At 72.1% G+C, this 17,287-nt stretch carries 13 protein-coding genes; 5 read left to right on the top strand and 8 right to left on the bottom strand.

Annotation, left to right across the window (positions count from 1 at the left end):
* Positions 1 to 38 precede the first annotated feature (38 nt).
* Positions 39 to 2,072 carry a thioredoxin domain-containing protein gene (locus ABZ532_RS08160; RefSeq protein WP_361280381.1) on the bottom strand — a complete coding sequence of 678 codons (2,034 nt, stop codon included), beginning with the start codon at positions 2,070 to 2,072 and terminating at the stop codon, positions 39 to 41.
* 330 nt (positions 2,073 to 2,402) lie between these two features.
* Here ABZ532_RS08160 and ABZ532_RS08155 point away from each other — a divergent pair, with 330 nt between their 5' ends.
* Positions 2,403 to 2,969: a Uma2 family endonuclease gene (locus tag ABZ532_RS08155; protein ID WP_361280379.1), complete on the top strand. Its 567-nt coding sequence runs from the start codon at positions 2,403 to 2,405 to the stop codon at positions 2,967 to 2,969.
* A 90-nt stretch (positions 2,970 to 3,059) separates the two neighbouring features.
* On the opposite strand, the gene ABZ532_RS08150 is transcribed toward ABZ532_RS08155, so the two are convergent.
* On the bottom strand, positions 3,060 to 3,176 hold the full coding sequence (locus ABZ532_RS08150; protein WP_361280481.1) for a hypothetical protein: 117 nt from the start codon (positions 3,174 to 3,176) through the stop codon (positions 3,060 to 3,062).
* A 305-nt stretch (positions 3,177 to 3,481) separates the two neighbouring features.
* On the opposite strand from ABZ532_RS08150, the gene ABZ532_RS08145 reads away from it, so the two are divergent.
* Entirely contained in the window at positions 3,482 to 4,087 is a 606-nt protein-coding gene (locus tag ABZ532_RS08145) for a response regulator transcription factor (RefSeq protein WP_361280378.1), read from the top strand.
* Between the two features lie 7 nt (positions 4,088 to 4,094).
* Here ABZ532_RS08145 and ABZ532_RS08140 read toward each other — a convergent pair whose 3' ends face one another.
* The 4 genes from ABZ532_RS08140 to lanKC form a co-directional block, all read right to left on the bottom strand.
* Positions 4,095 to 5,963 carry an ABC transporter ATP-binding protein gene (locus ABZ532_RS08140; protein ID WP_361280376.1) on the bottom strand — a complete coding sequence of 623 codons (1,869 nt, stop codon included), beginning with the start codon at positions 5,961 to 5,963 and terminating at the stop codon, positions 4,095 to 4,097.
* A gap of 8 nt (positions 5,964 to 5,971) precedes the next feature.
* On the bottom strand, positions 5,972 to 7,792 hold the full coding sequence (locus ABZ532_RS08135) for an ABC transporter ATP-binding protein (RefSeq protein ID WP_361280375.1): 1,821 nt from the start codon (positions 7,790 to 7,792) through the stop codon (positions 5,972 to 5,974).
* 164 nt (positions 7,793 to 7,956) lie between these two features.
* The gene (locus ABZ532_RS08130) at positions 7,957 to 8,094 is read right to left on the bottom strand and encodes a SapB/AmfS family lanthipeptide (protein ID WP_361280374.1); all 138 of its coding nucleotides are present in this window, start codon (positions 8,092 to 8,094) and stop codon (positions 7,957 to 7,959) included.
* Positions 8,095 to 8,185: 91 nt separating this feature from the next.
* On the bottom strand, positions 8,186 to 10,828 hold the full coding sequence (lanKC, locus tag ABZ532_RS08125; protein WP_361280372.1) for a class III lanthionine synthetase LanKC: 2,643 nt from the start codon (positions 10,826 to 10,828) through the stop codon (positions 8,186 to 8,188).
* A 503-nt stretch (positions 10,829 to 11,331) separates the two neighbouring features.
* Between lanKC and ABZ532_RS08120 the strand changes: the two genes are divergently transcribed.
* Positions 11,332 to 14,631 (top strand): tetratricopeptide repeat protein, encoded by a 3,300-nt coding sequence (locus ABZ532_RS08120; protein ID WP_361280371.1) that lies wholly within the window; start codon positions 11,332 to 11,334, stop codon positions 14,629 to 14,631.
* A 236-nt stretch (positions 14,632 to 14,867) separates the two neighbouring features.
* Here ABZ532_RS08120 and ABZ532_RS08115 read toward each other — a convergent pair whose 3' ends face one another.
* Both ABZ532_RS08115 and mca read right to left on the bottom strand, forming a co-directional pair.
* Positions 14,868 to 15,119 carry a hypothetical protein gene (locus ABZ532_RS08115; RefSeq protein WP_361280370.1) on the bottom strand — a complete coding sequence of 84 codons (252 nt, stop codon included), beginning with the start codon at positions 15,117 to 15,119 and terminating at the stop codon, positions 14,868 to 14,870.
* Positions 15,112 to 15,993 carry a mycothiol conjugate amidase Mca gene (gene mca, locus ABZ532_RS08110; RefSeq protein ID WP_361280369.1) on the bottom strand — a complete coding sequence of 294 codons (882 nt, stop codon included), beginning with the start codon at positions 15,991 to 15,993 and terminating at the stop codon, positions 15,112 to 15,114. The genes ABZ532_RS08115 and mca overlap by 8 nt, the downstream gene beginning before the upstream one ends.
* A gap of 197 nt (positions 15,994 to 16,190) precedes the next feature.
* On the opposite strand from mca, the gene ABZ532_RS08105 reads away from it, so the two are divergent.
* Both ABZ532_RS08105 and greA read left to right on the top strand, forming a co-directional pair.
* Positions 16,191 to 16,607 (top strand): DUF4307 domain-containing protein, encoded by a 417-nt coding sequence (locus tag ABZ532_RS08105; RefSeq protein WP_361280368.1) that lies wholly within the window; start codon positions 16,191 to 16,193, stop codon positions 16,605 to 16,607.
* Positions 16,608 to 16,775: 168 nt separating this feature from the next.
* Positions 16,776 to 17,273, top strand: a complete 498-nt coding sequence (gene greA, locus ABZ532_RS08100; protein ID WP_361280367.1) for a transcription elongation factor GreA — start codon at positions 16,776 to 16,778, stop codon at positions 17,271 to 17,273.
* The last annotated feature ends 14 nt before the right edge of the window (positions 17,274 to 17,287 follow it).

The raw sequence follows: 17,287 nt of genomic DNA, 5'->3' as shown, positions 1-17,287 counted from the left end.
CACTCCGGCCCTGCACTCCGGTCCGGCCCTCCTGGGTCCTACGGGGTCAGCTCCCGTTCCAGCGCCGCACCGTCGGTCACCGGCGCGGCGCAGACGAAGTGCCGGCACACATACGCGGCGGGCCCCCCGCCCACCAGCGGCCGGTCCGCGAGCAGCGGGAACTCCCCGCTGTCCGGCTCCCCGGCCGCGACCACGGCCCCCGGGGCGGTGCCGAGCAGCGCAACCCGGTGCAGGGCACGCGTCGCGGGGTCGTCCTCGGGACCGACCACCGCGACCTCACGCGGCCCGTCCAGCAGCGCCTCGGCGACGGCGAGCCCCCAGCCGGCGAAGCGGGGCACCCGCGGACCCAGCGCCCCGACCACGCCCAACGCCCGCTCGGCGGCGTCGCGATGAGCCTCGGACCCGGTGTGAGCCGCATAGGAGAGCAGGGCTCCCGCGGCGGCGGTCCAGCCGGAGGGCGCGGCGTTGTCGGTGGGGTCCTGGGGACGTCGGATGAGCTGCTCGGCATCATGGGCGGTGTCGTACAGCTCCCCGTCGGGTCCGGTGAACCGGTCCAGCACCCCGTCGAGCAGCAGCCCGGCGAACTCCAGCCAGACCCCCTCACCGGTGACGGACGTCAGCGCGAGGAAGCCCTCGGCGACATCGGCGTAGTCCTCCAGCACACCGGCGTTGGCACCGGCCCGGCCGTCCTTGGACGTGCGGACAAGACGCGCGCCGGTGTCCAGGTGCAGCCGTACCAGCAGATCGGCGGCCTCCGTCGCCCGCTCGACCAGATCGGGCCGGTCGAAGTAGCCCCCCACCTCGGCGAGCGCGGCGATCGCGAGGCCGTTCCAGGCAGCGACGATCTTGTCATCACGCCCCGGCCGCGGCCGCAGCTCCCGCGCCGCGAGCAGCCGCTCCCGCACGGAGGCGACCCGCGCGGCATCCTCAGGCTGCCCGTCCAGCGGCAGCTGGAGCACGGAGGCGCCCTCCTCGAAGGTCCCCTCCTCGGTCACCCCGAAGCAGCGCCCGGCGAACTCCGCGTCCTGCGCACCCAGCACGGCGACGAGCTGGGCGGGCGTCCAGACGTAGTACGCCCCTTCCACGTGCCGTTCGCTTCCCGCCTCGACGGCGCTGTCGGCATCGAGCGCCGAGGCGAAGCCGCCCTCGGCGGTGCGCAGCTCCCGCACCATGAAGTCCGCGGTCTCCAGGGCGACCCTGCGGGCCAGGTCGCTCCCGGTCAGCCGCCACAGATGGGCGTAGACCCGGCACAGCAGCGCATTGTCGTACAGCATCTTCTCGAAGTGCGGCACCACCCAGCGCTGGTCCACCGAGTACCGTGCGAATCCGCCGCCGAGCTGGTCGTAGATCCCGCCCCTGGCCATCGCCTCGCAGGTGTCTGCGGCCATCTCCAGCGCCCCCTCGGCCCTGGTGCGCGCGTAGTGCCGCAGCAGGAACTCGACCACCATCGACGGCGGAAACTTCGGCGCTCCGCCGAATCCGCCGTGCACCGCGTCATAGTCCCTGGTCAGGCTCAGCAACGCGGCGGCGGCCTCCTCATCCCCCGGCGCCCCACTGCCCGGCCCAAGGTCCAGCCGCCGTGCCGCCAGATCACGGGTGATCTTCCCCGCGACCTCCCCGACCTCGTCGCGCCGCCCCGTCCACGCGTCATGCACGCCTTGGAGCACCTCCCGGAAGGACGGCATCCCGTGGCGGGCCTCGGGCGGGAAGTACGTACCGAAGTAGAAGGGCTCACCGTCCGGCGTCATGAACACGGACATGGGCCAGCCGCCCTGCCCGGTGGCCGCCTGCACCGCCTCCATGTACACGGCGTCCACGTCGGGGCGCTCTTCACGGTCCACCTTGACGGGCATGAAGTGCTCGTTCAGGTACGCAGCGGTGTCGTCGTCCTCGAAGGACTCGTGTGCCATGACGTGGCACCAGTGGCAGGCGCTGTAGCCCACGCTCAGGAAGACCGGCACGTCGCGCCGCCGGGCTTCCTCGAACGCGCCCGGTTCCCAGGGCCACCAGTCGACCGGATTGTCAGCGTGCTGAAGCAGATAAGGCGAGGTCACACCAGCCAGCCGGTTCATACGGCCCAGCCTCTCACAACGCCCGACCCCGTCGGCGAGGCCCGCACGGCCCTGCCTCGCACGGCCGAGTTGTGCTGAGGCGCCATGACGTGGTGGACGACGGCCTCCCCGCTCGTCGCAGGCATTCGACGGGGACATCCCGCCAGCCGGGCTCGACGAGCCCGGCAAGGGCCCCGTCGATCCCAGGGGCGCCGGTACTCCGAAAAACCCAAGGAGAAGGCAGAGAGGGGAGGCGATCGCGCTGTTCCGAAACGGGCGTCCTGGCGCCGCAGGACAGTAGGCTGAGCCCGCAGCGCTGGAACTGTTGAGGCTCCTCGAAGGAGGCACACCATGCCCGCCGAGATGGTGGCGCCCGCGTGGATGCACACCCAGATCAGCGCGGAGCAGTACGAATCCTGGTCCGAAGAACAGTGTGCCGGCATTGAGATCGTGGACGGGATGGTCGTCGTGAGCCCGAGCGCCTCCAAGCGGCACAACCGGCTGGCCCGGCTCCTGGCCAATGTCCTGGACGCCGCCGCAGGCCCGGACTGGAACGCCGACACGGACTTCGACGTCCGCCTGCAGGACGTTCCGCTCACCAACCGCCGTCCGGACGTCATCGTCTACCGGGCGGAGACCATCGACGTCACGCCCACCCGCCCCGAACACGTGCTCCTGGTCGTCGAGGTCGTATCGCCCGGCTCGGAGACCACGGACCGGATCGTGAAGGTGGACCAGTACGCCAAGGCCGGCATCCCCTTCTACTGGCGCGTCGAACGGGCCGCCACCGGTGTCCCGATCGTCTACACCTACGTTCTCGACCCCGCCACCAAGGCCTACAGGGACGGCGAGATGTTCACCGGCGTGATCAAGGCTGCCGCGCCTTTCCCCGTCACCGCCGATCTAGGCGCCGTCTGACGGCGCTGGAAGTTCGTTTCCTTGGTTGACTGAGCTGACTGAGCGCATGGGGCGCGCGCTGGCACCAGTGGCGGCCGCTGTGGCCCACGCTCAGGAAGACGGCACGGCGCGCCGCCGGGCTTTCCCGTCCGCGCCCGGTTCCCAGGGCCACCAGTCAGCGGGTTTGCCCGCGCGCTGGCGGAGGTACGGGCACGTGGCCTGTGCGATTCGGTTGAGCGATCCCCCTGTCCTTGCGCACCCTCTTCAGCCCTGCTCGTACGCCACAGGGGCAGCCGACGAACGGGGGGCCCGGGTGCAAAACGGGACCCTTGGCACGAGGGGAGCGCGCACACCCTCTCGCGCGCCGAAGAGCGCGCCTGCGCACGCCCCGGCGCACAGGTTGGGGACCGTGCGCTCCCGTGCCTCCCGAGGACCGACTAGCCGCCGCATCACGGGGCACCGGTTGTACGACTGACTGACTGGATGTGTGCGGCGCAAAGGGGCACCGCACACACGCGACAGGAGGCAACGGGTTGATACGGGTGCTGCTCGTGCACGACACCAGCCTGATGCGGTCGGCACTGACCGCCCTGCTGGGAAAGGAGGTCGACTTCGAGGTCATCTCCTCCTCCTGGCACTCCGCAGCGGTACAGGCACAGTCACTGCGGCCCGATGTTTGCGTCGTGGACGTCGACTGCCCGGGTTCGACCATGCTCGGCGCGGTGGCCGGACTCGCCCGGCGCATCGCCGGAATGGGCACCGCGCTGCTGGTGCTCGCGACGGGTACCCGGCCCGGTCTGCTCCGGCGCGCCTTCGACGCCGGCGCACTGGGGTACGTCAGCAAGGACGGTGGCCCTCAGCGATTACTCGAGGGGATTCGGCGCGTCGCGGCGGGGGAACGTTTCGTCGACGAATCCCTCGCCTTTGGTTTCCTCCAGGCAGCGGAGATGCCGCTGACGCCCCGCGAGCTGAGCGTGCTGCGGCTGGCCGCCGAGGGTTCCACGGTCGCCGAGATAGCGCGGAACCTGCATCTGTCCCGGGGCACCGTCCGCAACTACATGTCCGCGATCACCCGCAAGACGGGTGCCCGCAACCGGGTCGACGCGATACGCATCTCGCAGCACGCGGGCTGGGTCTGACGGACACTCACCTGCTCGCGGCCCCGGTCTCGGCCTCGGTCCCGGCCTCCCAGTGGCCCACCAGGTCCCGGTACAGCTCCGAACGCGCCAGCAGGTCTTCGTGCGAACCGGAGGTGGCGTGTACGCCGTCCAGGACCAGTACACGGGATGCCCGGCGGGCCGATGTGAGCCGGTGGGCGATCACTATCAGGGTGCCGGGGCGGGTGGCGAAGGCCTGTTCGGCGCGGGCCTCGGCGGCCGGGTCCAGGTGGCAGGTCGCCTCGTCCAGCAGCACCAGCCGGGCGGGCGAGAGATACGCGCGGGTCAGCGCGACAAGCTGCCGCTCTCCCTGGGACAGGGCGGCCGGGTCGACGGGTAGGTCGAGACCGCCGAGCCGCTGCACCAGGGGTTCGAGGCCGATCGCCGCCGCCGCGGACTCCACCTCGGTGGTCGGCGCCCCTCCGGGGCACAGATACAGCAGGTTCTCGCGCAGGCTGCCCGTGAACACATAGGCCTCCTGCGGTATCAGGGCACGCGTGTACGCGGACGCGTACCGGCCGGGGCGCTGCCGCACCGGCACCCCGTCGAGCCGTATGTCCCCGCTGTCCGGCACCAGCAGCCCGGCCATCAGTGCGAACAGCGTGGACTTGCCGATACCGCTGGGCCCCACCACGGCGAGGTGCTCACCGGGCTCCACGACGAGATCGAGCCCGTCCACGACGGGCCGGGCGCCCGGGCCGTACGCGAATGTCACCGCCCGAAGCTCCATGCGCGGAGCGCGCACCGGCACCCGCTCCGCGTCCTCCTCCTCCTCGGCGGCCCGTTCCCCGGGACGGCTCCCGGAGCCGCTGCCGCCCGTGAGATGGTCCAGGATCACCAGCAGCCGGGCCCCGGCCGCCCCCAGTCCCGTCATCAGCGTGTGCAGGGCGGGCAGCAGGGCCTGCGTCAGATAGGTGAGCGCCCCGAGCAGCGCGCCCGCGGTGACGCCCTGCCGGAGCAGCCAGGGCGCCGCCGCGAGGAGCAGCACGATCGGGAGCTGCGCGGACAGCGCCAGCGCCAGCGTGCGCACGGCGGCCCACCGGGCGAGTGAACGGGCGGCCCGCGTCTGGGCCTCGATCAGTTCCGCTGCCGCGAGGGCCGTACGCTCCTGCGCACCGCATGCCACCACGTCCCGCAGCCCCGGCACGATCTCGCCGAACCGCTGCGCGAGTTGCTCGTCCGCGTGGAGGAACTCCCGCTGCCGCGCGGCCATCGGGCCGAGCGCCGCGGCGAACAGGGCCAGCCCGACGGCCAGCGGAGGCAGCACCACCAGCAGCAGCGCGGGAGCCAGGGCCATCAGCCCCAGCAGGGCTCCCGCGCAGGTGAACACGAAGGACCGCAGCACCAGCACCAGTCCGGCGAACCCGTCTCTGGCCGCCTCCGTCTGGTGCGTCAGCCGGGACACGGCCGTACGGTCCGCCGCGCCGGAGACGGAGCCCCGTACCGCACCGGTCACGACCCGGCGCACCAGTCCGTCCCGTAGCGGCTCGACGAGGTCCGCGAGCCTCCGGAACATCCGGTCCGCGGCCACCCCGCCCGCGACGACCGCCACGCCGGCCACCGCCAGCCAGGCCAGACCCACCCCCGGCCGGCCGTCGAGAAACCCCCGGTCCAGCGCCATGGCCACGCCGTATCCGCCGAGGAAGGTCTGCCCCGACTCCAGCAGTGACCAGCCGGCCAGCCCCAGGAGCACCCGTCTGCGCGTCACCAGAAACGGCACCGCCCGCCCCAGCACCCGCCGCGACGCGCCCCGCCCGCGGCCGGCTCCGGGCCGCCGTGTACCGTGCGCCGCCCCGGCGGCTTCCGGGCGGGCGGACTCCTGGCCCGGCGTTTCGGCCGTGGCCGCTGCGGCACTCACCCGGCCGGTCATCGTGCTGCGCCCTGAGGGGCCCCGCCGTCGCGGCTGCGGCCAGGGTCCCCGCACTCACCGCCGCCACCACCATCACCGACACCGGTCTCCGCCGCGAACACCGCGCGGTACTCCGGCAGCCTCCACAGCGCGGCATGCGGCCCGACGCCCCTGATCCTGCCGTCGTCCAGCCAGGCCACGAGGTCGGCACGGGCGGCCGACGACGCCCGGTGGGCGATCACCACTCGGGTTCCGGCGCGGACGTCGTGCAGCAGGGCGCGGACGACCTGGCGCTCGGTCACGCTGTCGAGGCTCGATGTGGCGTCGTCGAGCACCAGCAGGCGGCCCGCGTGGGCGAAGGCCCTGGCCAGGCCGAGTCGTTGGGCCTCGCCGCCGGAGAGGGGGGCGTCGCTGAGCGGGGTGGCGTAGCCGGCGGGGAGGCGGCGGACGAACGGGTCGGCTCCCGCCGCACGGGCCGCGGCGGTCACGGCGGGCTCGCCCGGCTCGTACGGGCCGAAGGCCAGCGCCTCGTGCACCGTCGCGCCGAACAGCGCCGGGCGTTCGAAGGCATAGCCCACCTCCCGGCGCAGCGCTCCCCGTTCGAGCTCGGACAGGGGGATGCCGTCCAGCAGCACGGTCCCGCCGTCGGGGTCGGCGAGGCGTCCGGCAAGCTCGGCCAGGACCGTCTTGCCCGCGCCCGAGCGTCCGACCACGGCGAGGGTGGCGCCGCCGGGCACGACCAGATCCACGTCCCTCAGCACCGACCGCCCCTCGCGTACCACCGTGACCTCACGGAACTCCAGCCGCCCGGGACCGTGTTCGGGGAGCTGCCGCGTCCCGTACGTCATGGCGGGTACGGCCAGCAGCGCCGCGGTGCGGCGGGCCGCCGCGCGGCTGCGTATCAGCGCGGCGAGCTGTCCCACGACCGCGCCGATCCCGGCGGCCAGCGAGGCGTAGCGGAAGACGGCCAGCAGCTCGCCCACCGTCAGCTCTCCGGCCGCGAGCCGCAGTCCCCCGACCGCGAGCACCCCGGTCTCCAGCAGGGGTACGAGGACCGCGCCGCGGGCGACGGCCGTGCCGTACACCCGCCACACCTGGCGTCCGCGCAGGCCGAGTTCGGGCAGTGGGGCCAGGACCCGGGCGCGCTCCCACTCCTGCGTACCGGCCGCCGCGACCGTACGCGCCCCGCCGAGCGCCTCCACGAGCCGGGCGGCGATATCGCCCTGGACCCGCTGGTACCGCGTCACCGCGTCGGACGTGTCGCGGGTGAAGGCGCGCAGCAGCAGCACCAGCACCGGTGCTCCCGCCAGGAAGGCGACCGCCGTCCACACGTCGATCAGCAGCAGGGCCACCAGGCCGCCCAGCGGAAGGGCGAGGGCGGGCACGGCTGAGGCGACGGTGGCCGGGGCCACGGCGGCCTCGGTCACATTGCCCGTCAGCCGGGTCACCAGGTCGCCGGGGCTGAAGCGGCCGGCTCCCCGGGGCCCCACCGCCAGCAGGTGCCGCAGCGCGCGTCCGCGTATCCAGGCGGCGGAGCGGGCGGTGACGGTACCGGTGAGCAGAGCCGACGCGCTGTCGCTCAGCATGTCCGCGACGATCAGCGCGGCGCAGAGGGCGAGCCACACCCCGGCCGCCCCGGTGTTCGCCGCGCCGTCGAGCAGCAGGTCGAGTGTGTGGCCCAGCACGGCGGGCAGGGCGATCGCGGTTCCCGCCGAGACGATGCCTGCGGCGGCGATGGCCACGAGCCGTAGGGCCGAGGCACGCGCGGCCCCGGACAGCAGCCGCCGCGCGACCCCGGGGGTCTGCCCGGCCTCGCCGTGCGGCTGATGGTGGCTCATGGCCTGCTCGTCCCTCGTGGTCCGGGTCGTGTCAACGGGACCGGCCCCGGGCGGAAGACCGCCCGGGACCAGTGGACCAGGACCGGGGCCGGCAGCGTGCGGAACCGACTCCGCACGATGCCCGTGGCCCGGTCGAGGCCAGAGCCGAGATCGATCGGCTGTGATCAGTTGCAGGTGGTGACGCTCAGGCTGCTGTCACCGCAGAGCAGCAGGCTCGCGCGGCTGCCGCCGCCGGTAACCCCGAACTCCTCCGCGTGCTCGTCCTTGGCGGTCTCCATCGTCTGAAGGTCAAGAAGAGACATGGTTGTCTGCCTTTCGTTCGTCATACGGGGACGGTTGGTGTTGCCATGACCCCTGCGCGCACGCGCTCAGGAGCCAGCTCCGGGGGCCGCGTCAGCGGCCGGTGGGGGGTGGCGGCAGGAAGGGCAGCTGGACCGGTGCGCCGTGCAGCGCCGCGCCGAGTGCCAGCAGGCATCCGGCCGTGCCGGTGGCGAGGTCCATGGACAGCCGCATCATCTGCTCGCCGGGGAAGGCCAGATGGCCCTCGAAGGGGACGGCGTGCCAGGCCAGCACACCGATCTGCCGGGCGAGGTCGGCGGGTGAGGTACCGGGGGCGACTCCGGTGTCGGTTGCGGCCGTACGGCTCAGATGGAGCACCATCCCGGCGGCGCCGCGGAACAGGCCGGGCTGGGCGTAGAACTTCGCCTGTGCGGCCTGCACGATCTCCCCCCGTGCCCGGGTGAAGCGCTCGTCGTCGCCGTGGGCGAGCCAGTCGTCCAGCACCATGCCGATACCCACGCTGCCCGCGCCGAGATACGGCATGGTCCGCCAGCCCTCGTCCACTTGCAGCGCCCCGCCCGCACCCCGCACACAGCGGTCGAGGTCGCGGTTCAGCGCGTCGGCGGCGACGGCGAGCAGGGCGGGATCGCCGGTGCGTTCGTAGAGCCTGAGCTGGAGCAGGGCCGTGCCGCTCGCTCCGTGCAGGAGTCCGGCCCGCTGGGCGGGCTTGCCCGTGGACGCGTTCTGCGCCACGAGCCGGCCGCAGTGCAGCGCGGCGTCGAGCAGGGAGCTGTCACCCGTGGACGCTCCCAGTGCGTCGAGCGCGAGACCGATTCCGGCGAGGCCGCTGTGCAGGTCGGGTGCCATACCCGACCAGTCCTGGGCTCTGATGATGTGCACGAGTTCCAGGGCCGCGGCGGTGTGCCCGAGCCGGTCCAGGGTCCAGGCTATGCCCGCGAGGCCGTCGTAGAAGCCGAGCGGGGTGCCCGGAGCGGGCTTCCGTATCGCCCGCAGCAGCCATTCCTCGGCCTCGGGCCACCGGCCGCAGCCGGTCTCCGCCAGGGCGTGGAGCACCCCCGCCGCCCCGTGGGCGAAGCAGGCACCGCCCACGGGGGAGGCGAACTGGGCTATGTCCCCCGGGAAGCAGCGGTCGTCGCGTGTGAAGGTGGCGGAAGCGCGGATGGCGGCGGCCATCGAGTCACGGCTGTGGGGCCAGTCCCCCGGCTCGGCGGGCAGATAGCCCGTCGACTCCGGTGGGCTGGACGAGAGCAGGGCCGGGGTCAGTGGCCGGGCCGGGCGTCCACGGGTGATCTCCGCGACCGCCGCGTCGAGGAAGGCCCGGTCCACCGGGAAGTGCTCCGCCACGATGTCGGCCAGATGCGCCGCCTTGCCGCGGTCCACCGCCAGCAGGCTGGTCAGCGGCAGGAACAGGGCGATCCGCAGACAGGCGAGAGCGTAGAGGTCGACATCGGCGCCACGGCGGTCGGCGGGCGCCACGAAGCCGGGGTTGGCGATGACCTGTCTGCGATCCTCCGCGATGCCGGCCGCCGCCTCGAAGTCCAGCAGGACCACCGACGATTCGTCGTCGGAGACCATGATGTTGAAGAGATGCAGGTCGTTGAAGGCCACACCGCGGGCGTGCACCGCCTCGACCGCCTCCGTCACCAGCCCGTGGATACGCAGCGCCCAGGCGGTGTAGTCGGCGAGGGCCTCGTCGGACGGATCCTGTTCGATGAGCGGATGCCGCCGGGCGAAGAAGCTGTTGAGAGGGCTCCCCTCGATGAACTCCATCACCAGGAACCGGTGGTCGCCCAGGGTGAACCAGTCCAGCACCTCGGGTGTGCAGCCCAGCCCCGCGAGCTGTTCCAGCGCGTGTCTCTCGCGCTCGAGCCGGGTCACGGCATCGGCCCCGTCGGCGGCGAGCCCGGCATGGGGCCGTGCTTCCTTGAGGACGACTCTTCGGCCGGTGCGGTCATCACGGCCGACGTAGACGCCCCCGCCGTTGGAGAAGTGCAGAGCGCGTTCGATGGTGTACGGGATGCCGGCCATGGTGGTCGCGGAGCGGGCGGCCAGATGCGGCCGGAGGAAGTCGGGGAGGGGCACCCAGGACGGCAGGTGGAAGGCCGGTTCCCTGCGATCCGGTACGAGCCGTCCTTCGGCGTCCTCGACGGCGGGGCGCAACTCGCCCTGTTCGTCACGGCAGTGCCGCTCCGTGAAACTGCCGTACCGCAGGTACACGGGCCCGCTCCCCCAGCGCAGATCGCTGAGGATGTAGGGCCCCGGCTCCCCGGCGAGCAGCCCGTCGAGGTCCTCGGCGATGGTCCGGCACTGCGCGTCGTCCGCGGGGTAGACCGTGATGAACTTGCCGCTGCCGGCGCGGTCGGCGTACTTGGCGTTGCGGGTGTGCAGGAGATAGCGGCTCGGCATGAACTTGAAGGCGATGTCCCGGGGCAGGCAGTAGTCCCAGACCTGGGCGAGCACCTTCTCGGCGTTGTCGAGGCAGGCGGAGACATGGATCTTCCAGCCCTGCGCGGGGAGTTGGGTGTCCAGGGGGCGGAAGGCGAGCCAGTCGCCCGACTGGTGCCGCTGCCAGCCCGCGGGCGCCTCGCGCCGCGCCGCCTCGTACGGCTGGCCGAGGCCCTGGCCGGCCGGGTTGTGCACGGCGCCCGAGCCGGTCGCGGCGATCGCGGTGAGCCGGTGGGGGGCGTCGTAGAAGCGCCGGTCAGCGTCGCAGTAGACCGCGTACCCCTTGTTCATCTCGCTCCTTCGGCCCGGTGACACCCATAAAGCTGTCACGGGGCGAGGAGCGTCGACAGTCACAGCTGTCATCAGGCACCTGTGAGGAACGCACGAGTAGCTTCTGCCGGCCACGGAAGGGACGGATGAGTCGGATGCGGCCCGGAAACGGCGGAGCGAGGAGAGATCGCTTCTCTCCCCGCTCTCGCTTCCCCGAGATTCACCGTTGTCAGTGCGTCATCGGCCTCCTCGGTCCTGCTCGCTCCGTCCGGCGTCTCCGGTGATCCGCAGTGGCTGAAGGGTCTGCCTATAAGGGGGCTCCTTCCTGCTCGGTCCGTCCGGTCCTCGGTCTTCCGGTCCTCCGTTCGTCCGGTGTTTCCCCGATATGGATCAAGTGCCCATCACAGATCAGGACAAACATCCTCTTATCGGGTGATGCATCGGAGGTAGGGGCTCCCTCGCGCCAACGCCCGTCACGCAGGACACTTGTCGTCACAAGCGGAATCTCTCGGAGGGGGACCCATATGCGGGACGGCCATCGAGCGGAAGCCGAGCGGCTGTTGACACGCGCGGTCGACGAGGAGGCGCGCCGTTCCGGCGGACGCGTCGACGCCGCCGCGCTGCTGGCACGCGGGCGGGGGGCGCTGGAGACGATCGCGGCCGCGGCGCAGGAGGAATACGCCGCGTATGCCCGTGCCGTCGATGAGGCCGAGGCGGAGCGGCAGCCCCTTGCGGCGGGTTTCCGGCGCCAGAATCTGTCGACTCCCGCGCTGGTCACGGCCGTTGCGGCACTCGCGGCGATCGGCGCGGACATGGCACTGGGCACAGCCACGGGCACGGCCATCGGGGCCGGAGCCGTGGTGGCCGTCGCCGGTGCCACCACGACCGTGGCCAAGGTGACCGCTTCGCACTGGCCCGCCGCGCACCGCAGGGCCGGGGCGCTGGGGCAGCCAGGCGGTCCGGAGCAGCTGAGGCTGGAGTGGCTGACGGCACTGGAGGTACGGGGCATCCGCCCGTTCCTCGACCAGCAGCGCATGCTGTCGGCAGCGGCCACGGCCCGGCGGGGGCCCGAGACGGGGAAGAAGCGGACCACGGGCACGTCGAAGGCGAGCGGCCCGGTGCTGCGCGGCGGTGACCGCAGCCAGGCGGCCCGCAGGCGCAGTGTGCTGGAGCAGTCCTTCGGACACCTGCCCGCTCCGGACGGGCCGTTCGCGGGCCGCCGCGAGGCGATGGCGCGGATCGCGCAGTGGGTGCACGCCGCACGGGCTTCGACGGAGACGAAACCCACCGTCGTGGTGCTGCACGGCGAACCGGGCTCGGGGCGCACCACCCTCGCGGTGCGTGCCGCGCACGAACTGAGGGATCAGTTCCGCGGCGCGTGCGTCGTCGACCTGCGCGGTGATCCGGCCGGCGGCGAGCAGCCCCTGCCCACCCGGGACGCGCTGCTGCACCTGCTGAACCGGCTGGGCGCCCCGCGCGAGCAGCTGCTGTTCCGGGAGCGGTCGTCCCCGCCCGAACAGCAGGCACGGCGGCTGAGCGAGCTGTACCACCAGCATCTGACGGGCCTGCCGGTGACCGTCGTCCTGGACGACGCGAGCGACCCCGCCCAGATCCGGACCCTGATCCCGGAGCGTTCGGACTCGCTCGTACTGGTCACCTCCCGCCGGCCCCTGGAGCCGGCCGAGCTCGGCGACGAGGTCGTGGCGTGGGTGCACCAGCTGCCGGTGGAGCCGCTGGACGCGGCGGGGGCGGAGGAGTTGCTGGCGTCGGCCGCCGAGAAGCCGCAGGAGGATCCTCAGGAGGGGACGCACGAGAGGTCGCAGGGGAGCGAGGACGGACCGTACGACGCCCAGTCGGGCGACTCCGTGCGGGAGTTGTGCGGCGGGCTGCCGCTCGCGCTGCGTACGGCCGGGTCCTCCCTCGGGACGCGCACCCTGCAGGAGCTGGCCGCCGCACTGTCCGCGTACGGCCCGGTGGGCCCCGTCGAGCGGGCGCTGTGGCTGCGCTACACCGACCAGAGCGAGCAGGCCCGCCGGCTGCTGCGCAGGCTGTCGCTCGCGGGACGCACCTCGCTCGGTGCCGCCGCGGCCGCGGCGCTGCTGGGCACGGACGAGACGGAGGGCCAGCGGCTGCTGTCGGCGCTCGCCGGAGCCGGGCTGCTGGACCATGTGCGCGGAGAGCGCTACCGCCTGCACGACGCGGTCCGGGCCTTCGCCCACGCACGTCTGCTGGACGAGGAGGAACAGCCGGAGCGCACCGCCGCGCAGGAGCGTCTGATCATCGGCTACGCGGAGCTGGCCGACTCGGTGATCCGGCTGGTCGACGGCAAGACCTCGACCCGCGCCGACCATTTCAACGGCCATGGCTTCTCCTCGCTGGAGGCGGCGCTGCGCTGGCTCGACGACGAGTCCAGCTTCATCACCGCGGCGCTGCGGCACGCGGAAGGGATCGACCAGCAGGCCGTACTGAATCTCCTCGGGGCCCTGTGCGACTACTGCCTGCTGCGGGGCGACCTCTACCGCCTCGGGGAGATCAGCGAACTGACCCAGGCCGTCGACCAGGGGCTGCTGATCCGCTCGGTCCAGTGGCGTACGGGTATCGCGGCGCGCCAGCTCGGCGAGCTGGACAAGGCACGTACGACCCTGACGTCGGTGGTGGACCTCTACCGCGAGGCGCAGCATGACGCGGGCGCCGCCAGGGCCCTGTGCTCACTCGGTATCACCCTGCACCACCAGGGCAGCCTCGCCGAGGCCGCGGCGAAGCTGCGCGAGGCTCTCGGACTCCAGGCGTCCGACGCGCTGGCCGCCGACCGCGCCTGGACGCTGCACGCGCTCGCCGCGGTGGAGCGGGACCGGGCGAATCTCGCGGAGGCGCTGACCCTGCTGTCCACCGCGCTGACGCTGCACCGCGGCGGTGAGTCCCTGCACGGCGAGGCATGGACCCACTTCCAGCTGGGCCAGGTCTGCCTGCGGATGGGCGATGTGCCGCGGGCCGAGTCGGAACTGCGCGAGGCCCTCGGGCTCTACGGCCGCACGCAGGACGAACGCGGCGAGGCGTGGGCGCTCACGCAGCTCGCCCGCGCCCGGCTGGTCGACGGCGATCCGGCGCCCGCCGTCGAGCAGTTGCGGCAGGCCCTGTCCCGGCACCGCGACAACGAGGACGCGCGCGGTGAGGCCTGGACGCTGTACTACCTGGGCCAGTCACTGGAGGAGCAGGGCGAACGCGACCAGGCGGTACGGGAACTGGAGCGGGCCCGCACGATGTTCTCGCGGATGAGGGACGTGTACGGACTGGCCTGCGCCCGCCACCACTCCGGCCGCGCCACCCGCGACCAGCGCGCCGCGCGCACCGGCAACCTCCGCAACTCCGGCTTCGCCCGCCAGCTCCTCGTCGACGCCCGCGCCGACTTCCGCCGTGTGGGCGTGGCCCACGGCGAGGCCTGGACCTGTCTCGAACTCGCCGTCATCGACGCGGGCAACGACCGCCCGGCCCAGGCTCTCGCCCTCTGCGACGAGGCGATCGCCCTCTTCGCCTCGTACGCCGACCGCCGTGGCGGCGACTGGGCCCGCTTCCTGCGCTGCACGCTCCTCCCGTACTCCTCGGCGGGCGGGATCGAGGTCGGCACGGTCGTCGCCCAGGAGGACTTGTCCGCCCTCATGGGCGCGTCTCACCCGAGCCGCGACCTGAAACTGGAGGACTTCATGGAGACCTTCGCCCTGGTCCTGGAGCGCGGGGTCCGCCTGGAGGACGGCTGGCAGGCCTGGTCGCTGGGGATGGTGCCGGACCGGCACGCGCGGGAGGTGATGGGCGTACCGACGGTCTGAGCCCCCGCACCGCGCCCGCGCGAGAGCGCGGTGCGCGGAACGAGGCCCGGTGGCCGGTCGCGCCGGCCGCTGGGAGGCCGGCACCCGGGGCGGGGCCCCAGGTGCGACGAACCCACGGACGGCCACAGCACAGCAGCCCGGCCCCGGGTGGCCGCAGCACGCACTACCCGGCCCCTCGGGACCGGGTCCGGACAGCCGCCGTAGGCGCCGCACAGCGGCACCGGGCCGGGCGGGGGCTACTTCTTGGAGCTGGGCCCGGAGGCGGCCGTGCCCGTCGCAGCCGTGCCGGGTTCCGGTGCCTCCTCGAAGTTCACGCGACCCATGTGGCGGTTCATCGACTTCATCAGCAGCCACACGCCCACCGCGAGTGCCGCGAAGACGACGAAGCCGAGGACGCCGGGGGTCACCTTGTTCTTGTCCAGCTCCTGCGCGGCGAGCGGGGCGAGGTGTGTCAGGGCGAGGTTTGCGCTTGCGCTCATGTCAGGCATTGTCGCGGATGCCCGCGAAGAGGTCGCTCTCGGGGAGGGAGGTACCCACCAGGGACTTCACGAGTTCGTACTCCTCCGTGGGCCAGATCTCCGTCTGGATCGCCATGGGCACGCGGAACCAGCCGCCTTCGGGGTCGATCTGCGTCGCGTGTGCGATCAGCGCCCTGTCGCGGGTCTCGAAGAAGTCGGCGCAGGGGATGTACGTCGTCAGCGTCCGCTCGGCGTGCTGGAACTCCTTCCAGCGCTCCAGCCACTCTCCGTACGGGGAGTCGATACCGCGCGCGAGCAGGGCCTCGTGCAGGGCCACCGTGCGCGGGCGGTTGAAGCCCTGGTTGTAGTAGAGCTTCAGGGGCTGGCAGCCCTCGCCGTACTCGGACTCCGGGTACTTCTCGGTGTCCGCCGCGCCCTCGAAGGCCACCATCGTGATCTTGTGGGTCATGATGTGGTCGGGGTGCGGGTAGCCGCCGTTCTCGTCGTACGTGGTGATGACGTGCGGGCGGAAGGCGCGGATCTTCCGCACCAGCTCACCGGCCGCCTTGTCCACGTCCTCCAGCGCGAAGCAGCCTTCGGGCAGCGGGGGCAGCGGGTCGCCCTCCGGGAGGCCGGAATCGACGAAACCGAGCCACTCCTGCTTCACGCCGAGAATCTCGCGGGCCTCGTCCATCTCCTTGCGGCGCACCTCGTGGATGTTCTCCTCGATGTACTTGTCGCCCTGGAGCTTCGGATTGAGGATGGAGCCGCGCTCGCCCCCCGTGCAGGTCACGACCAGCACGTCCACCCCCTCGGACACATACTTGGCCATCGTCGCCGCGCCCTTGCTCGACTCGTCGTCGGGGTGCGCGTGGACGGCCATCAGTCGCAGCTGCTCAGTCAAGACTCGATCCTCGGATCCTCGGTATTGCCTCGAATTTGTCGTGCCCCCCACAACGACGTTCGGCGCAGGGCGGCGGTCGCACGCGGATGACGGGCTTCTATAGTGACGGAATCGAGGGGCCGAAAAATTCCGGCTTCCGCGAGATTCCCGTAGACCCGCGCCCACTCCCGCCGAATCCCGATCCCGGAGGACGAATCATGACCACGGTGCGCCCACAGGTGCCCGGTGGCCGTTACGGCCGCTCCGTGGACGAGCGCGCGGACCGCAGGCTCAGGATCGTGGGAGCCGTGCTGGGTGTGGGCCTGCTCACGATGGTCGGCTGGTTCGGTTACGACTATGTCAGCGGCCAGAAGATCAGCGCAGAGATGATCAAGTGGGACGTGACCGCCGACGACCGGGTCGAGGTCCATCTCGAAGTCCGCAAGGACAAGGACACCAAGGGTTACTGCACCCTGCGCTCCCGTGCCCGCGACGGCAGCGAGGTCGGCCGCAGGGACGTACGTTTCGACGCCGCCGGTACGCGGATCGACCAGGTGGTCACCCTGCGTACGACGGCCCCTGCGACCAGCGCGGAGCTTACGGGCTGTACTGCGGACAACGGGCCGAAAGGCTGAGGCTCCACCGCCCCTCTCATCGCTGACCTGCATTGATGCTTTGTTGATGCCTTTTGGTCCTCCCTCTTTTCGCCGCTGATTGTTAGGCTCGTGGTTTCGCCCGTACCTGAAGGCACATGCTTCTGGGTAGGGCGATGCTTTGTATCCCAGTACCTACGAGGAGCACCTGTGACCCAGACCAGCGAGAACGTCACCTGGCTCACCCAGGAGGCGTACAACCAGCTCAAGGCCGAGCTGGAGTACCTGTCTGGTCCCGCGCGGGTCGAGATCGCCAAGAAGATCGAGGCGGCTCGCGAAGAGGGCGACCTGCGGGAGAACGGCGGGTACCACGCGGCCAAGGAGGAGCAGGGCAAGCAGGAGCTCCGTGTGCGCCAGCTGACCCAGCTCCTCGAGAAGGCGAAGGTCGGCGAGGCCCCGGCGGACGACGGCACGGTGGCCCCCGGCATGGTCGTGACGGTCGCCTTCGACGGCGACGAGAGCGACACCGAGACCTTCCTGCTGGCCTCGCGTGAGTACGCGTCCACCGACATCTCGACGTACTCCCCGCAGTCGCCCCTCGGCGCGGGTGTCAACGGCAAGAGGATCGGCGAGGACGCCGAGTACGAGCTGCCCAACGGCCGGACCGCGATGGTCAGGATCATCGAGGCCAAGCCGTACCAGAGCTGACCGACAGCGCATCC

Source organism: Streptomyces sp. NPDC019396 (assembly GCF_040632375.1).
Classification (GTDB): domain Bacteria; phylum Actinomycetota; class Actinomycetes; order Streptomycetales; family Streptomycetaceae; genus Streptomyces.
This window is presented reverse-complemented; position numbering and strand designations above follow the sequence as displayed.